10 protein-coding genes are annotated in these 15,431 nt (G+C 55.1%); 7 read left to right on the top strand and 3 right to left on the bottom strand.

Features of this window, described 5'->3' with window-relative positions; translation table 11 throughout:
* The first annotated feature begins 351 nt into the window (after positions 1-351).
* From NP590_RS19450 to NP590_RS19430, 5 genes are all read left to right on the top strand, one after another.
* On the top strand, positions 352-3,498 hold the full coding sequence (locus NP590_RS19450; RefSeq protein ID WP_256604387.1) for an AfsR/SARP family transcriptional regulator: 3,147 nt from the start codon (positions 352-354) through the stop codon (positions 3,496-3,498).
* Positions 3,499-4,291: 793 nt separating this feature from the next.
* Positions 4,292-5,128, top strand: a complete 837-nt coding sequence (locus tag NP590_RS19445; RefSeq protein WP_256604385.1) for a hypothetical protein — start codon at positions 4,292-4,294, stop codon at positions 5,126-5,128.
* 152 nt (positions 5,129-5,280) lie between these two features.
* Positions 5,281-5,592 carry a hypothetical protein gene (locus NP590_RS19440; RefSeq protein WP_256604383.1) on the top strand — a complete coding sequence of 104 codons (312 nt, stop codon included), beginning with the start codon at positions 5,281-5,283 and terminating at the stop codon, positions 5,590-5,592.
* 318 nt (positions 5,593-5,910) lie between these two features.
* A complete protein-coding gene (locus tag NP590_RS19435) occupies positions 5,911-6,519 on the top strand; it encodes a hypothetical protein (RefSeq protein WP_256604382.1) in 609 nt (202 codons plus the stop codon).
* Positions 6,516-7,784 carry a phage exclusion protein Lit family protein gene (locus NP590_RS19430; protein WP_256604381.1) on the top strand — a complete coding sequence of 423 codons (1,269 nt, stop codon included), beginning with the start codon at positions 6,516-6,518 and terminating at the stop codon, positions 7,782-7,784. Before NP590_RS19435 ends, NP590_RS19430 begins: the two co-directional genes overlap by 4 nt.
* 55 nt (positions 7,785-7,839) lie before the next feature.
* On the opposite strand, the gene NP590_RS19425 is transcribed toward NP590_RS19430, so the two are convergent.
* From NP590_RS19425 to NP590_RS19415, 3 genes are read right to left on the bottom strand one after another with little or no spacing between them, the layout of a single operon-like run.
* Entirely contained in the window at positions 7,840-10,071 is a 2,232-nt protein-coding gene (locus tag NP590_RS19425; protein ID WP_256604380.1) for a sensor domain-containing protein, read from the bottom strand.
* A 19-nt stretch (positions 10,072-10,090) separates the two neighbouring features.
* Positions 10,091-13,360, bottom strand: a complete 3,270-nt coding sequence (locus tag NP590_RS19420; protein ID WP_256604379.1) for a chemotaxis protein CheB — start codon at positions 13,358-13,360, stop codon at positions 10,091-10,093.
* Between the two features lie 35 nt (positions 13,361-13,395).
* A complete protein-coding gene (locus NP590_RS19415; RefSeq protein ID WP_256604378.1) occupies positions 13,396-13,950 on the bottom strand; it encodes a PAS domain S-box protein in 555 nt (184 codons plus the stop codon).
* A gap of 509 nt (positions 13,951-14,459) precedes the next feature.
* Here NP590_RS19415 and NP590_RS19410 point away from each other — a divergent pair.
* Both NP590_RS19410 and NP590_RS19405 read left to right on the top strand, forming a co-directional pair.
* Positions 14,460-14,849, top strand: a complete 390-nt coding sequence (locus NP590_RS19410; protein WP_256604377.1) for a hypothetical protein — start codon at positions 14,460-14,462, stop codon at positions 14,847-14,849.
* A partial coding sequence (locus tag NP590_RS19405) for a HAMP domain-containing protein (RefSeq protein ID WP_256604374.1) occupies positions 14,836-15,431 on the top strand: 596 nt, incomplete at its 3' end. The genes NP590_RS19410 and NP590_RS19405, both read left to right, overlap by 14 nt.

Raw genomic sequence — 15,431 nt, 5'->3', positions numbered from 1 at the left:
GCGTGGGAACGCAGAGTGTCCGAGGCAGACTGCAATCGGGGCAAGGCTTTCACTCGCTCGGCTAGCGATTCGAAGCCGGGAAATCCCGGGCGCGCAAGAAAAGCCTGATGCGGATTAAACACGGCATCCGGACGAAGACGAAACCCACGCGGGGCGAGAGTTTCTTCCGCGTCAGCGCCGGCTTGAAGCCGATGTTGCGGGCTTGGAATGGCTATTTCAAGCACGCCCGTCCCAGTGTGTTTGGTAAATTTGGATGGCTTTCTACATGCTTGAGTAACTTTTGGTTGCCGCCGGCGCTTGCTTTGTGCTGAACTACCGGCGCAATCCAAGGGGATAAAATTTGAGGGGGCAATGAAGCATAAACCGGCGCGCGCGCGACTTCCCGCTAAACTGCTACCGCCTACCTTGAGCATGGCGATTCACCGCCAACGCCTGGTCGAGCAATTGAACCGTGCCTATCTGGATTATGGGTCGGCGGCCTGGCTATTCGCGCCGGCCGGTTACGGCAAAACCACCCTGGCGGCGGCTTATGCCGCCGATTTGCAGCGGCCCTTGCTCTGGTATTGCTTTGACGACAGCGATTGCGATCCGGCGGTATTCCTTGACCATTTTCGCCTGGCGGCGGCCGATTTGGGTCTGGAGTCGAAGGTGCCGGCCTTCGGGCCGGAATATCTGGCCGGTCTCGATGCCTATGTCGGCGAATTGTTCCGCTCGCTGTTGTTGCCGGATACCTCGCCGCTTCTATTGGTATTCGACGATTGTCAGCGGGTGGCTGCGTCGCCTTTGCTGATGCGGAGTTTGGCGGTGTTGGGCCGCATCGTCGCCGCTCCGCACCGCATCCTCTGCTTGAGTCGCCACGAACCGCCGCCCGAGCTGGCCGCCGCCTTGCAGCCGCTGGGTATGATCGCGCCGGCGCAACTGGCCTTCGACCGTGAAGAGGCCGCGCGTCTGGCCGAACTGACCGGATTCGACGGCGGCGATGCCGGGCTGGATGCGCTGCTCGTCCACAGTCGCGGCTGGCCGGCGGCTTTGGCGGTGGAACTGCGGCAACCGCCGACCGCGCAGCCGGCGCCCACCGAGCCAAAAGCGGATCTGGCGCAACGGGTGCTGGAGGGTTTGGACGCTGTGGTGTTGCGACAGTTGTCGACGCTGGCCGTCGCCGAAACCGTCAGCGAGGCCCTGGCAAGCGAGTTGGCCGCCGATGTTTCGGTGTCGGCCACCCTGGCCCGGCTAGCCGCCCAGCATTATTTACTCAACTGCATCGACGCCGCCGCTCCCAGTTATCAGCTTCACCCCCTGCTGCGGGAATTTCTGCTCGCCCACCGCCAAGCCGAACTCGGAGATACGGGCTACGCGGCGTTTTTGGCTCATGGCGCGGCGGTCTTGGAACGCCACGGCGAGATTGCTCAGGCGTTTGAGTTGTATCGGCGGGCCGGCGCTTGGCCGGAGTTGCAGCGCCTGATTCTGCTGCACGCCAAAACCGCATTGGCCGCCGGCAGAAGCCTGCAATTGCAGGGTTGGTTGCAAAGCCTGCCGGACGGCTTGCCGGCCAATCCGTGGCTGGAGTTTTGGCGCGCCGCCGCCCATCTGGCGCTGAATCCGCCGTTGGCCCAAAGCTTGTTCGAGCGGGCGCATGCCGGTTTCGGCGGCGAACCGCTGGGCAGGGCCCTCAGCGCGGCCGGTGTGTTGAGTGCTATGTTTTTCGTGATGGACGATTTTCGCGATGCGGCGCGCTGGCTGGACGAATTGGCCGAGTTGGACCCGGTGCTGGAAGCCGCCGACGATGTGGAGTTGGATAGCTGGATATTGGGTTGCGGCAATATCCTGGTTCACCTGACCGGTTACCCGGAACTGACCGAACGCTGGGCGCGGCGAACGTTGGCCCGCTTGCCGCATTGCCCGCCGGGACGCCAGGTGTTTTTGGCCTCCTTTCTGTTGCAATACCATGTCTGGCGCGGCGAAACCGAAAGCACCCGAGCCTTGTTTACTTTTCTGGATCAGCAAGTCAGTAACGATGAGCCCTTGTACCGGATCAATTTGTTGAACTGGAAAGCGGTAACCGCCTTCCTCGGCGCCGAGCACGGCGCGGCTTATCAAGCGACGGAGACGGCCGCGCAATGGGCCATCAGTTACGGCTTGGGGTTTTATTTACCCAATATCTACGGCCAAGAGGCCTATACCGCGCTGTCGGCCCGCGATTGGCCGCGCTTTCGCGCGGCGTTGGCGCGCATGGAAGCTTGTTTGCCGGAGAACCGGCGGGTCGATCAGTCGTTTCTATTGCATCTGCGCTCCGGTCTGTCGCTGGCGGAACAGCGTTTTGGTCAAGCTCGCCAGGAAGCGGAGCTGGCCCTGGCGATTTGCCGCGAAATCCATTTGCCGTCGGTGGCGGCCCTGGTGCAGCACGGCTTGGCGCAAGTATTGGTGGCGGCGGGCGACCTGAGCGAAGCCTGGCGGCATTTGCAACAATTGCAAAATTACGCCGTTGCGGCGAACAAGCCATTCGTTTTATTCATGGCCCTGCTAACCGACGCCCATGCCCGCTTGACCGGCGGCGACCAAGCCGGCGCGCTGACTGCTTTGGCCCGGGCCCTGGCGCTGGGCAAACAACAACGTTATCTGAACGTGCACCCGTTCTGGCAGCCCGACGTGATCGTCACCTTATGTACCCTGGCCCTGGAACAAGGCATTGAAGCCGATTATGTGCGCTGGTGGATAAGACAACGCCAATTGCAGCCTGATGGCAACGCCTGCGAAGAGTGGCCTTGGCCGGTAAAAATCCGCACCCTGGGCCAATTCAGGATAGACGGCGAAGCCCCGGATCCGGTCCGCCGCCGGCAAAAGGACAACAAGCCCTTGCAATTGCTGCAGTGGCTGCTGACGATCAACCCGGACGGCGTGCCGCAGCAAGTGCTGGCCGATGTATTGTGGCCGGACGCGGACGCCGATGCCGCCCAGCATGCCTTGGAAGTGGCCTTGCAGCGCCTGCGCAAACTGCTTGGGCGCAACGAGGCCGTGCTGTTGCAAGGCGGCACCTTGTCCTTGAACCGGGAACTGTGCTGGCTGGATATATGGGTCATCGACGATGTGCTCAGGCGGCTTGCCGCGCAGCCGCAGCAAGCGGAGGTGCTGGCCGCGCGGCTGCTAAAGGTCTGGCGGGGTCCGTTTTTGCCCAGCCTGGAAGCGCCTTTGGCGGCATCGAAGCGGGAAACCCTTGCCGCCAAATTAAGCCAAACTCTGGAAAAACTGGGCTTAGCCCTGGAAACCGCCGGTCAGCCGGCCACCGCCATAAGCTGCTACGCGCAAGCTGTCGCCACCGAACCCTTGGCGGAAAATCTGCAATACCGCTTGATCGAATGCCTGCTGGATCAAGGCCGCCAAGCCGAGGCGCTATTGGCTTACCGCCGCTGTCGCAACCACTACGCCGGTCATTACGGCATCGAACCTTCCTCCCGCATGCAAGCGCTGGCCGCCCGGATCACAGCCCGCACATCGCGCTGAGGGCTCGGCGGATGCCTGCACTGCAACAAAACATCGTTTTTGATTTCGGCGTTCCCGCCACTGGAGGCTGTCGTAAAAGCGCCCTCTCCTTGCGGGAGATGGTTGGGGTGAGTGAGCAATAAATTATTGTTTTATATACAATAATACTAACCTTCTCCCGACAAGAGAAGGGACAGATTGTCTTTTACAACACCCGCCACTGTCGGATGATTTTCAATTAACCCATTGGTCCGAATGACATTGTGGGAGCGACACCCTCATTGCGATCAAAGCCTTCATGAGCATAACTTTGAAGGACGCGGTAGGAGCGACGCCTAGCCAATATTTTCATTTTGTGGGCTGCGGCAGCGTTTTTATGGACGCAAGAGCAATCGACTTTGTGAGCTTTTTGTGAGTCGCGATGATTTAAGGTTTCGGCGTGGCGTTTCGATTGGTCGAATGGCTTTAGCCGACCAAATGCAAACTACGCACAGCCAAGCCAATCCATTAACCCGGGAGTCGCATCATGAAGCCAAACAAATCATTGCTCGCTTATTCCCTGATCGGAATCGCTCTATTCGGCCCTGCCGCGGCCGTTCGGGCGGACCAAGCCATTTTGCGATATGGCGGCGACGGTTACGGCCCAAAGCAAATAGTCGCCCCCCAATCTGGCTTTTACCCCGGCCGGCGGCAGCCTGGAGTTTGTATCTGCTCGGTTACTTGGTCTGGCGGATGGGAGGTGGTCGTCAATCGGCTGTAAGTAGCTGAATTCATGTTGGAAATTACACTTTATTTAACGTTTTTGGAGAATTTTATGAACCGAATATTTTTCCTTGTGGCTTTGTTTGCACTCTCGCTCAGCAACCTTGCAACGGCGGCGACTGTGTTCGTGCAATATCCCGATCCCGGCGGCCCCGGTATCACCTCTGATCCGACATTTGCCACCCGGACCGGTCCCGGTTTCTTTACGGAAGCGGATCTGGGGAGTGCTTACTTCAAGGCTAAATCGGAATCGCCGGATGCTTCCTTTGCCTATGCCGGATTACAAAATTTGACTTTCACCAATCCACTGGGCAGCGCGCCGATACTGCTGCCGGCCGGAGCGCTGGGCGTCAACATTACCGGTCAGTATTCATTTGGCCCGCCAGCGCCAAGCGGAGAATCCACCGCCGGCGCCAGCATAATCGGCGTTTTGAGCGTCAACGATGGCAGCGTTGCCCGGGTCGCCAGAGGCGACCACACGCTCGGTACTCACTGGGTAAACGGTGCCGTTTTCAACCCAACAAATACCACAACCCCAACTACGCTAAACGGCGGGACTGTCTTATTCAATACGGCAACTTTGACAAATCTTGACATGACACTGTTAATGCCGGCGATGACCATAGACCCCGGCGAAACCTTGGAACTCACGTTTTTGCTGCAGACCATAACGGGAGCCAACGGCTCCGGGGTGAAGTCCCTGGCCGACGCCTCGAACAGCGCGCGGATATTTCTGAATCTGCCGGCGGGGGTCAGTCTGATAGATAACGCCGGCACTACCCTGAGCTGGGTCAAACCGGTGCCGCTGCCGGGAGCGTTTTCGCTGTTCGGCATGGCGCTGGCGGGCTTGGTGATGTGTCGGCGGCGTGCCGTAGCCAAACCGCGTTGACAGCTGGCCGAAAGTGAGCGTACCTTGCCCGTCGCCACGTTAGCAAACGCGCTGCCGGGAGGCGTTCTGGTGAACCGATGCCCGGCCCGCGCGCGGAGTTGTGGAGGCGCGGTTTTATGGTTATTGAGGTGTTTTTTACCAGGAGTCGCCCTATGATTACATTCGCTTGTTGCAGGTTTTACATCAAAGCCGGGTTGCTGATTTTACTGCTGCTGCCCAATACCTCGGCGCTGGCATGCTCATCGGAGGACAGGTCGTCTCTGGCCATGATGGGATATACATCCGAACAGATCGACGCCCAGTGCGGTTCGGGCGGCAACCCGTTCGTTACGCCGTCCATGCCGATAGCGAGTTACTGCGTGACGGCAGTCGGCAGTTGTTATTTAAACAATCGGGTTGCGGTAGGCAGTCAATGCTGGTGTCCGACCGGATACGGCAATGCCGTGTACGGTGTCGCCAGATAAGCTGGATCGGAGCGGACTTTTATAGTTGCCAAGGCTTGGCTTTTGGGCTGAATATTACTCTGAAAGTAAAAAATCGAGCGGGAACGGTTGCTTGTTGGACAGGCGACGGCAGCAAGGATGCTGCCGTCGAGCCTACACGGACGTATTTACGGCGTCTTGTCCGGCGAGGAACCGTGCCCAACTGCACTACTTTCATTTGCCGGGGCGATAAGCCAGTTTCATGATCGTTATGAACGGCATCCTTAATATCGGCTTTGCGCTTACGGATGGTTTATTTGCCCGGTCTTCTTGGCCGTGGCCTGCATCGGAGGGGAGATTATGGAGCCTTTGCTTTTTCGTTTTCTTGAACGCATTACCGTGGTTTTAATCGGCGGTATGTCCATTTATCTGGGTTATCGCTTATTTCTGGCTATACCTCATCAGCAGGACAGCGAAGGTCGAATACGTTTGCCGGCGGATATTTCCATCGTCATGGTCAGAATCGGCCCCGGGGTGTTTTTCGCGCTTTTCGGCGTCATGGCCGTTTGCCTGTCGCTGATCAAACCGCTGCAGATTCAGGCAAACAGTGGCAATCCGGTCGGCAATGCCGAATCGATCAGTTATTTGCAAGCCAACCAGGCAACGGACGATAGCGCCGCGAGGGCCGACGCGCGGGTGCTGATCAGAAAGGAAATTGAAATTCTGAATACGCTGCCGCAACTGCTGCGACAGGATCTGGCCGAACACGAACGGACTTCCGTGGTCGGCGGTATCGCCAGAATCAAGTTGTTGTTGATGCAGCCGGCCTGGGATGAAGCCGAAGCGGGATTCGGCGATTATGCGTCTTTTGAAAACTGGGTGAAGTCCGGCGAATCCGGCGCGCCACCGCCGAATTCACAGACGGCGCTGGCGCTGTTTCGGCGCGGCATGGTGGATAAGCGACCATGAAAGCGTCAATTTTGCCTTTGATGCCGTTACTGTGTATTGGGTGGGTGGCAATGGTTAAAGCGGCCGATTTTTCTTCGATGTACGATCGCAACACCCTGCAATATTGGGGGCAGCGATACGCGGTTTCCACCCAGCGCTATCTTGACGAGGTCATTTGGCCGGTTTTGCGGGCAAACGAAATACAAGCGCTCGCGGCAAAACCCAGCTTGAAGTTCCCGCTGTTTGCCGAAGGCGACCCAGCCGCCTCCACGCCGCTCAGTTTCTATTCCAATACCTATAGCAACAGCATCGGCCTGCCGGTATTGTCGTTGAAATTTCTCGATGACCTTTGCACGGCTTATGCGTGGTTACAGATCAATGGCTACGGATTGGAAACCATCTCCGAATACACTGCATTATTGTTTTACGCCAAGCCGCCCGCCGGCGGCTATCCGCCGCCGTTGAAGGCCTTGAAAATTCCGGAAACGGCACTGGCCGATCCGAAAGTCGACGAGTTGGCGTTGAATCATTTCGGCAGCGCAAGAACTTTTATTTTGTTGCATGAATTGGGGCATCTGCGATTCGACCACAGATTCAGCCCGGATGCGCGAAACATCCCCAACGAAAAGCAGGCGGATAAATTTGCCGCCGAGGTCATGCAACGCACGCCCTTGCCTCCGATAGGCATGCTGGTATGGTTTTTGGCCGACGCACACGCGACCGCAAGCCAAATGTCAGTCGGTAGCCATCCCTTGAGCGGCGAACGCCTGTATGCGTTGGCCGAGAACATCGACGACAGGGACATTGCGAATGAATTGCGCGGACTGGCGGTTTTGATCGACGATCCTGACATTCGGACCGGCTTTATCGCAAGCGGCAAAGCCGGCAACTATCAGGCATTGGCACCCAGGCGCCCCCACGAATTACCGGGACTGATTGCGGATCGTCCCGCATCGGGATGGGCCGAGGCGCGGTTTGAAGGGCTTTACCGGGGCGAGTATGTTCAGCACGGCGGCGATGCCGCCGCTATTCCGTTATCTTTTGAATTGAAGCGGCGCGGCGAGACCATCGCCGGCAGTTATACTTTTGGCTTGGGCGTGGGTCAGCTGGACAACGGAATCATTGAAAACAAGCGCTTGTATCTCGACTGGGCCTGGGCCGGTAATGCCGGTCGCGCGGTGTTGGAGTTGAAAAACGACGGCAGTCTGACGGGTACCTGGGGTTATGGTTTAAATCGTCAAGGCGGCGGCACTTGGTTCGGGCAGCCGGTGGTCACGAACCGATGATAGTCTGCCGACATGTGCTGGCTTTGGAGGCGGATTCGATCACCCAGCGCCGAGCTTAAAATGGCGGGACGATATCGGTAACAGGTAATGGCGGCGCATAAAAATAGCCTTGGCCGAGCTGGCAGCCCAGATGCTTCAGTAACTCCGCTTGTTCCGGTTTTTCGATGCCTTCCGCCAGAATCAGCAGATCCATGTTTCTGCCGATGTCTATGATGGATTTGATCAATACATTCTCTTTCTCGACATCCAGTTCATGAATAAATGACTGGTCGATTTTGAGTATATTCAGTGGAAATTTATTCAGGTAAGCCAACGACGAATAGCCGGTGCCGAAGTCGTCGATGCCCAATAAGATCCCCAGTTCCCTTAGTTCATGCATGACCCTTATGCTTTCGCCAATGTTTTGCATCGCTGTGTATTCCGTGATCTCCAGGATCAATTGAGAGCCTTTGAGCCCATGGGTCGTCAACAGCGTTTGGATGGTCTGTCGCAAATTGGGCAGTAAAAATTGCCGTGGCGACAGGTTGATGCTGATCTTGAGCGGCGTGGCCGGCCACCGTTCCCGCCATGCCGCCGCCTGTTGGCAGGCACTACGGATCACCCAGTCCCCGATCGGATTGATCATGCCATTGTCTTCCGCGATAGCCAGAAAACTGTCTGGTTTCAGTTCGCCGCGTTGCGGATGCTGCCAGCGCAGCAAGGCTTCATGGCCATAGATGCGGCAATCGGCCAAATTTACCAACGGCTGATAAACCAAATTGAATTGGTTTTCCCAGTCGGCCGTTTGCAATTCAAACTCCATGCTGCTGCGAGCAATCGCTTGCTGGCGCATCTGGTCGCTGTAGAAGCGATAGCGGTTGCGTCCCCCGGCCTTGGCGGCGTACATCGCGGTATCGGCGTTTTTGATCAGCTCCGGCGCGGTGGTTCCGTGGGCGGGAAACAGGGCCACGCCGATACTGACCGAGGCGTTGAACTGGATGTTGCCGATTTCGTGGGGTAGCGATAATTCGTTTAACAGCTTTTGCAGGATATGTTCGGTGGTGGCTCGACATTGCTCGAAATCCTTGAAGTGGGTCAACATCACCACGAATTCATCGCCGGCAAATCGCGATACGCTGTCGGTTTCCCTGACACAGGAAAGCAGGCGGCCGGCTACGTTTTGCAGCAACACGTCTCCCGCTAGGTGGCCGCAGGTATCGTTCAACAGTTTGAATCGATCCAGATCCAGAAACAAAATGCTCAGAGACTCGCGCGAGCGACTGGCGTGTAAAATGGCATTGTTCAGCAATTCGTTGAAATAACTACGATTGGGCAATTGGGTCAGGATGTCGTAATGGGCCAAAAACTCGATCTTGCGGTCGTTCAATTTTTTTTGCGTGATATCGGAAAACATCAGGATGCAGTTTTTGATTTTTCCGAATGAGTCGTGACTGCCGCCGACGGTCAGCGAGGCCGTGAAAGCGCTACCGTTGCGGCGAAAAAGCTCTATTTCGCCTTTCCAGCGTTCGCGGTTAACTAATTTTGACCAGATCAGTTCGAACAGCTTGAAGTGATGACCGGCAAACAAAACGCAGATCAGCGACCGGCCAATGACTTCGGAACGTTGATAGTCGGTAATGTCCATGAATGATTGGTTGACGCCGAGAATGAGTTTGCGCTCGTTGGTAATCAGTATCGCCTCTTCGCTGGTTTCAAATACCTCGGCGGCTAGCGCTTTTTCCTCCGTCAAGCGGTGACGGTCGGTGACATCCACGGCGGTCACCAATAAGCATTGCCGGGATTGGCCGCGTTCGTCGGCTTCGCTTATCCGGCGCGCATTGAGTTGAACCTGAAAGGGTATGCTTTGCCGAGGGTTTTTCAGTAGCCGTAATTCGATGGTCTTGTTATCCGGTTTGTTGAAAAATGCCGGGTATCGAGCGCTAAAGATGATAGCGTCTTCCGGGTGGATGAAGCGGTTCAGATGCTGGCCTTCGATATCCCGCTGGCTTAGCTCCAACATGTCGCCCAGCGTTTGATTGGCCTTCAGAATGCGCCCCTGTGGGTCCATTTTCAAATACCCGGCGGGGGCCTGCTCAAACAACAGGCTGAAATTGTTTTTCGCCTGGAGTAAGGACTGATAGGTTTCCCGCAAACTCTGGTTTTGCATCTCCAACTCTACCTGATGCACGCTGAGTTCATGGATCAAGGCTTTGACGTCCTCCAGTTGGCCGGCGTAAAGCGCGCTCGGCATATCGCTCAAAAGCGCTTCCGCTTGATGGCGTAAAGTATCGCGGTCCAGTTGCGCCATTCTTAAATCCTCAACCGGGTTAAAGCGGTTTTTCCGTGGTGACCACCAGCATGGTGTCGCCGTTTTGGTAACCGAGGACCGATGCAATCATGGTGATGTTTATCACCTGCCGGTTTTTTGTCTGCCTTTGGCTCTGGGTTACCTGATAGCTCGATTTGCCGGAGACGATGCTCTGGAACATCTCGCGCGCTTCCTCGCGCAGGTTTGCCGGCACCAGGCTTTCGAATTTCATGCCCACGGCTTCCGATTGCGACCAACCGTACAGCGATTCCGCGCCCTTGTTCCAGGCCACGATAAAGCCCTCGAAATCGATGATAATGATGGCTTCGTTGGCATCCATTAGCAGGGAAGCCAGCTTTTGAATGCAACTGATGCAATGGCGTTTGTCGATTAACAGGTGACTTCGGAGATCGCGTTCGGTCAACGAAAATATCCGGCCGCTGTCGTTTTGAGAGGACAGCAGGGTGGCGGAAACCGAAACATCGATTACTTCGCCCTGTCTGTTCAGGCGCTTGCTGTCGAATTGGGCGACTTGTTCGCCTCGTTGCAGATTGTCGAATACCCGGCGCATATGCGGACGCTCATCCAAGGGCACCAAACTTTCGAAGCGCATTTGCAGTGCTTCCCGAGCGCTCCAGCCGTAGAGCAATTCGGCGCCGCGATTCCAGGTAATGAATGTGCCGGCGTCATCCAGCAAGGTAATGGCATCCAGCGAATAATTGACAAAGCTGGCCAGACGCTGGGTTTCCAGTTCGCTGCGTTGCCGCAGACTTTCTTGGGTCTGCTTGAGCAGGTCTATGTTGACAAAGGTCAGGATGACGCCGGAATAGATGCGGTCCGATACGGCATAGGGAATGATACGCATGAAGTACCAGTTGCCGTGTTGATTTTGCACCTCGGCTTCCAGAATGGTCTTTTTTTGCACCACTTGGCCGATCAGATCTTCCAGGTCGATGTCGCGGATCGAATGCGTCAGGTGGAAGAACGGCCGGCCTATGTCGTTTTCGACAATATGAAACAGGCTCTGCAGTTTGTGGGTGAAGCGGCGGATATCCAGATTCTCGTCCAGAAACAGGATGCCGATGTTGGTGCTGTTGAATAGGTTGTCGAGATCGTTGTTGAGGATGGTCAATTCGGTGATTTTGCTCTGATGTTCGGCGTTGACCGTGTACAACTCTTCGTTCACCGATTGCAGTTCTTCGTTGGTGCTCTGCAATTCCTCGTTGCTGGCCAGCAATTCTTCATTGGTGGCCTGCAATTCCTCGTTGGAGGTTTCCAGTTCTTCCACCGTGGCTTGCAGATTTTCCCGGGTCAGTTGTAGTTCTTGTTCCAGGTCGTTGATGCGCTGCGCGGCATCCTGATTGATGTCGAAATTATCGGCGGCAAAACCAATCTCCTGGGTGGCGTGATGGTCGGCCTCAAAGATCAAAATGGCAAGCAAGGTTTCCTGGTTCTTGCGGCCGGGTAGCAGCCTGACGTGAATGTTCAGGGTCCGCACCTTGTCCTTTTCGCGCAATTTGATATTGGACATGTTGATGCTTTCGCCGCTTTTCAGGGCTTTGCGCGCCCCGGTAGCAATGGGGATCGCCAAGTCCTTGCTGACCAGTTTGGTAATGTCGGTCACCAGTTTGCCGCTGGGGTAGCTCAGGTAACGCTGGGCGTCGCCGAATATGTGCGAAATCTCCAAGCTTTCGTTGACGATCATCGTGAACGGCAGCAGGTCTTTGGTCAGCGCATTGAAAAAGCGTTCCAGGATTTTGTCGTCCTGATAGCGGCCGGCGACGTGGCGGCCGGACTGCGGCGGCGGATTGCGGAAAGAAGTCAAGAGGGCTGGGGCGGGATCGATGCCGCCGATACCCAAACTGCGGTATTTGCCGCGCGCCCGGTAAATCTTGCCTTTCGGGCTGACCATGTCGAAATAATCCACCATTTCGCCGATGGACTCGCTGGTGCCGAGCATCAACAGGCCGTCTTTGACCAGCGAAAAATTAAACAGCTCCAGTATTTTGCGTTGCAGGACGGGTTGTAGGTAAATCAATAAATTTCGGCAGCTCAATAAATGAATATTGGTGAACGGCGGGTCCTTGATCAGGTTGTGCTGGGCAAACACTACCGATTCGCGGATGGCTTGCGAAATTTGAAAGCTGTCTTCCCGACGGGAAAAATATTTGACCAGTAAATGCGCGGGGACATCGGCGGCAATACTTTCGGGATACAGGCCGGCGCTGGCTTTTTCCACTGCTTTGGCATCCACGTCGGTGGCAAATAATTTCATCCGAAAAAAGTTGCCGGAATATTCCCGATATTCCGCCAACATGATGGCCAGCGAATAGGCTTCTTCGCCGGTCGAGCAGCCGGCTATCCAGACCCGGATTTCATTGTTGCTCAGCGATTTGACCAGTGGGGTCAACCATTTGCCGCGGATTTCTTCGAATACCGTATCGTCGCGGAAAAAGTTGGTAACGCCGATCAGCAATTCCTGAAACAACGCCGACACTTCCTGGGAATTGTCTTCCAGTAGATTGCGGTATTCCTTCAGGTCCCGGCATTGATTGATGGAGATGCGGCGTTCGATGCGGCGGACGATGGTGTTGGGTTTGTAAAAGGTGAAATCGACTTTGTGCTTGTCGCGCAGCAGGGCAAATATGCGGGTCAGGTCGCTGTCTTCCGAGTGGATGCTGGCTTCCTGAACGGCGTAGGGATGTTTGACGAAGGCCAGCAACTGTTTCGGCATGTCCTCCGGCGGCAGTATGAAATCGACCAGGCCGGTGGCGATGGCGTTGCGCGGCATGCCGTCGAATTTGGCGCTTTCTTCGTCCTGCACCATGACCATGCCGCCGTGTTCCTTGATGGCGCGAACCCCACGGGTACCGTCGCTGCCGGTGCCGGATAGAATGATGCCCACCGCGAATTCAGCCGCGTCTTCCGCCAATGAGCGCAGGAAGATATCGATCGGCAGATTCAGTTCGTTGGAATGGTTTTGATTGTTCAGCAGCAAATGACCGTGAAACATGGTCAGGTTTTTGCGCGGCGGAATCAGGTAGACATGATTCGGTTCAACCTTCATGCCTTCCTCTATTCTCAAAACCGGCATGAGAGTGTGCTTGGACAACAACTCCACCATCAAGCTCTTATAATCGGGTGACAGATGCTGGACCACGATAAAAGCCATGCCGCTATCGGCCGGCATTTTTTTAAAGAAACTTTCAATGGCTTCCAAGCCGCCGGCGGAGGCGCCGATACCTACAACGTAGTGGGGGAGTGCGGTTTTGTCATCGGCTTGCTGCATCGGTACGTTGGAGGCCGGGGTTAAAAGAGCCGACTTTACAAGTCAGTGACGTCGGCGATGGTAATGATCAAGGTCTGGCCGTTATTATCCGCATGCGCTTCGCTATCAAATTCGCTGATTTTTTTTCCGGACATTTTGACTTTCAACGTGAGATTCTTTTTGCCTTTCAGGCTCAACACGATGGACTTGCCCTCGGGGCTTTTGAAGAAGCTGTCGAAGCGCGAATTGAAAAGCACTTTATCTTCATCGACGATCAATGACGACAGGTGCTTTTTGACCAGTTGATTTTTATCGATGCCCAGCCATTCCAGCAGCATATCGTTGACTTGTTCGACAAAACCCGTCGAACTCACGACGACGATGCCTACCGGCAGTTGATGGAACAGGTAGTGGTAATTGTTTCGCGAGCGGGTTAGCTCTTCCTGGGCGGTTCTTAATTCCTGGTTTTGCATTTTCAATTCGATCTGATGAATCTGCAGATCGTAAAAAATCCGTTGAATTTCATCGGGGGTGATTCGGCTGATTTCTTCCGGTGTGAAATCTATTATTTTTTCGGTTCTGTCTTTTATTAGATGCAGATATTCAGCCATGTCAATCCTCCAAGTAAAGTAATACACATTATTCCAGTGTGTAATTCGTCGGCAAGGATACCAGCTTGCGGGAATCTTACAACGAAGGGCGGAAAAAGAAATATGAGGTCCGCGGCATACCGTAGGTGTAGCCGAATTAGAATGGTCAAGGCACGGGCTGTGTGTCCTGGGTAGATTACAGGAGCCAAGAAGGTCTATTCGAACGCGGTCAGACAGGCGGCTATTTGTCAGTCGACGGCATCGAAGATAACGTCCATGGTCCGGTTTTTGATTTGGTCTGCTGGTTTTCGATTTTACAATTAGCCAGATTAGGCATTGTTATCAATGGCCTTTGGTAAACAGGAATTTTTTTTGCCCGCATGAAAAACAGGTCGACTGACCGACGGCGTTGGTGTATCGTTGCTCGGCCTTTTAGAGGGAGTATTGCAAATGACTGTTCCCGAAGTTTTGCGTTTGGCGTTGCTCCCGTCATGCGCCGTTTGTCTCAACAAGCATAAACTGCTCTCGATTTGGATAGCTTGATTTCTATTCCCGGCAGCCCAATGCGCAATAAGCCAAATAATAACCGCTTGAGATTTTTTGCCGCTTTCTCGTCCGCTTCTGTCGGCTTCTGCTCGATTACCGTTTTAAGCAATATCCGCTGCCTAAGCAAGCCAATTCCTACACTTGAAAGCGATCGAGCATATTTGCCGCCGTTGGACAAATGCTGGGAATCGTTTGGTTTTTATTCGGGGCAAGCGTTTGGCAAGCATCTCGCGGGGCAGACCAAGCAGATACCGCACTCGATACCGCAAAAAAGCTACATGGCCGCGGGAGCACGGGTTTGTATTCTCAGGGCAATAAAGCGCTTTTTAATCAATTTAAACGACTGTTCAGGAGAGATTTATGAAACTCAGTGATTTATTTTTCAATCGCGCTCAACTCTTGGATGACTCCCCCGCCACAATTGAAATTGAACGGGTTACCCAAGCCATAATCGCCGGTAAGCTCGGCGAACGAATCGATACGGCGGGCCTCAGCGGAGAGGCCTTGCGCTTCGGCAATTCGATCAATCTGATGCTCAATGCCATGGTTCAGCCTTTGCATGCGGTTTCCGCTTATGCCGAACGCGTTGCCAAGGGCGATACCCCGCCCAGGATTACCGACACCTACAGCGGCGACTTCAATGTCATTAAAGACAATCTCAATGCGGCCATGGACGCCATCGATCAACAGACCGCGGCGGCGCGAGCCATAGCCGAAGGCGACCTGTCGGTCAAGGTGGGGATACGCGGGGGAAACGACGAACTGGCCAAAAGTTTGCTCGGTATCATCGATGCGCAGCAAGGCTTAAAAAAGGAACTGATGCGTCTGACCGATGCTTCCAGGGATGGCCAACTGTCCGAACGCGGCAATTCGAAACAATTCCGCGGTGCCTACGGCGAAATGATTGCCGGCGTCAACGAAATGCTGGATGCCATATTGCTGCCTATCGGCGAGGG

Source organism: Methylomonas subterranea (genome assembly GCF_024505185.1).
Lineage (GTDB): Bacteria > Pseudomonadota > Gammaproteobacteria > Methylococcales > Methylomonadaceae > Methylomonas > Methylomonas subterranea.
The sequence above is the reverse complement of the archived record's forward strand: the minus strand, read 5'-3'. Positions and strand labels throughout refer to the sequence as shown.

Bases quoted from the DNA above. Each gene is read 5' to 3' on its own strand.
- NP590_RS19435 (WP_256604382.1), top strand. From the start codon at position 5,911: ATGGAGCCTTTGCTTTTTCGTTTTCTTGAACGCATTACCGTGGTTTTA.
- NP590_RS19430 (WP_256604381.1), top strand. From the start codon at position 6,516: ATGAAAGCGTCAATTTTGCCTTTGATGCCGTTACTGTGTATTGGGTGG.
- NP590_RS19420 (WP_256604379.1), bottom strand. From the start codon at position 13,360: ATGCAGCAAGCCGATGACAAAACCGCACTCCCCCACTACGTTGTAGGT.
- NP590_RS19425 (WP_256604380.1), bottom strand. From the start codon at position 10,071: ATGGCGCAACTGGACCGCGATACTTTACGCCATCAAGCGGAAGCGCTT.
- NP590_RS19445 (WP_256604385.1), top strand. From the start codon at position 4,292: ATGAACCGAATATTTTTCCTTGTGGCTTTGTTTGCACTCTCGCTCAGC.
- NP590_RS19450 (WP_256604387.1), top strand. From the start codon at position 352: ATGAAGCATAAACCGGCGCGCGCGCGACTTCCCGCTAAACTGCTACCG.
- NP590_RS19415 (WP_256604378.1), bottom strand. From the start codon at position 13,950: ATGGCTGAATATCTGCATCTAATAAAAGACAGAACCGAAAAAATAATA.
- NP590_RS19440 (WP_256604383.1), top strand. From the start codon at position 5,281: ATGATTACATTCGCTTGTTGCAGGTTTTACATCAAAGCCGGGTTGCTG.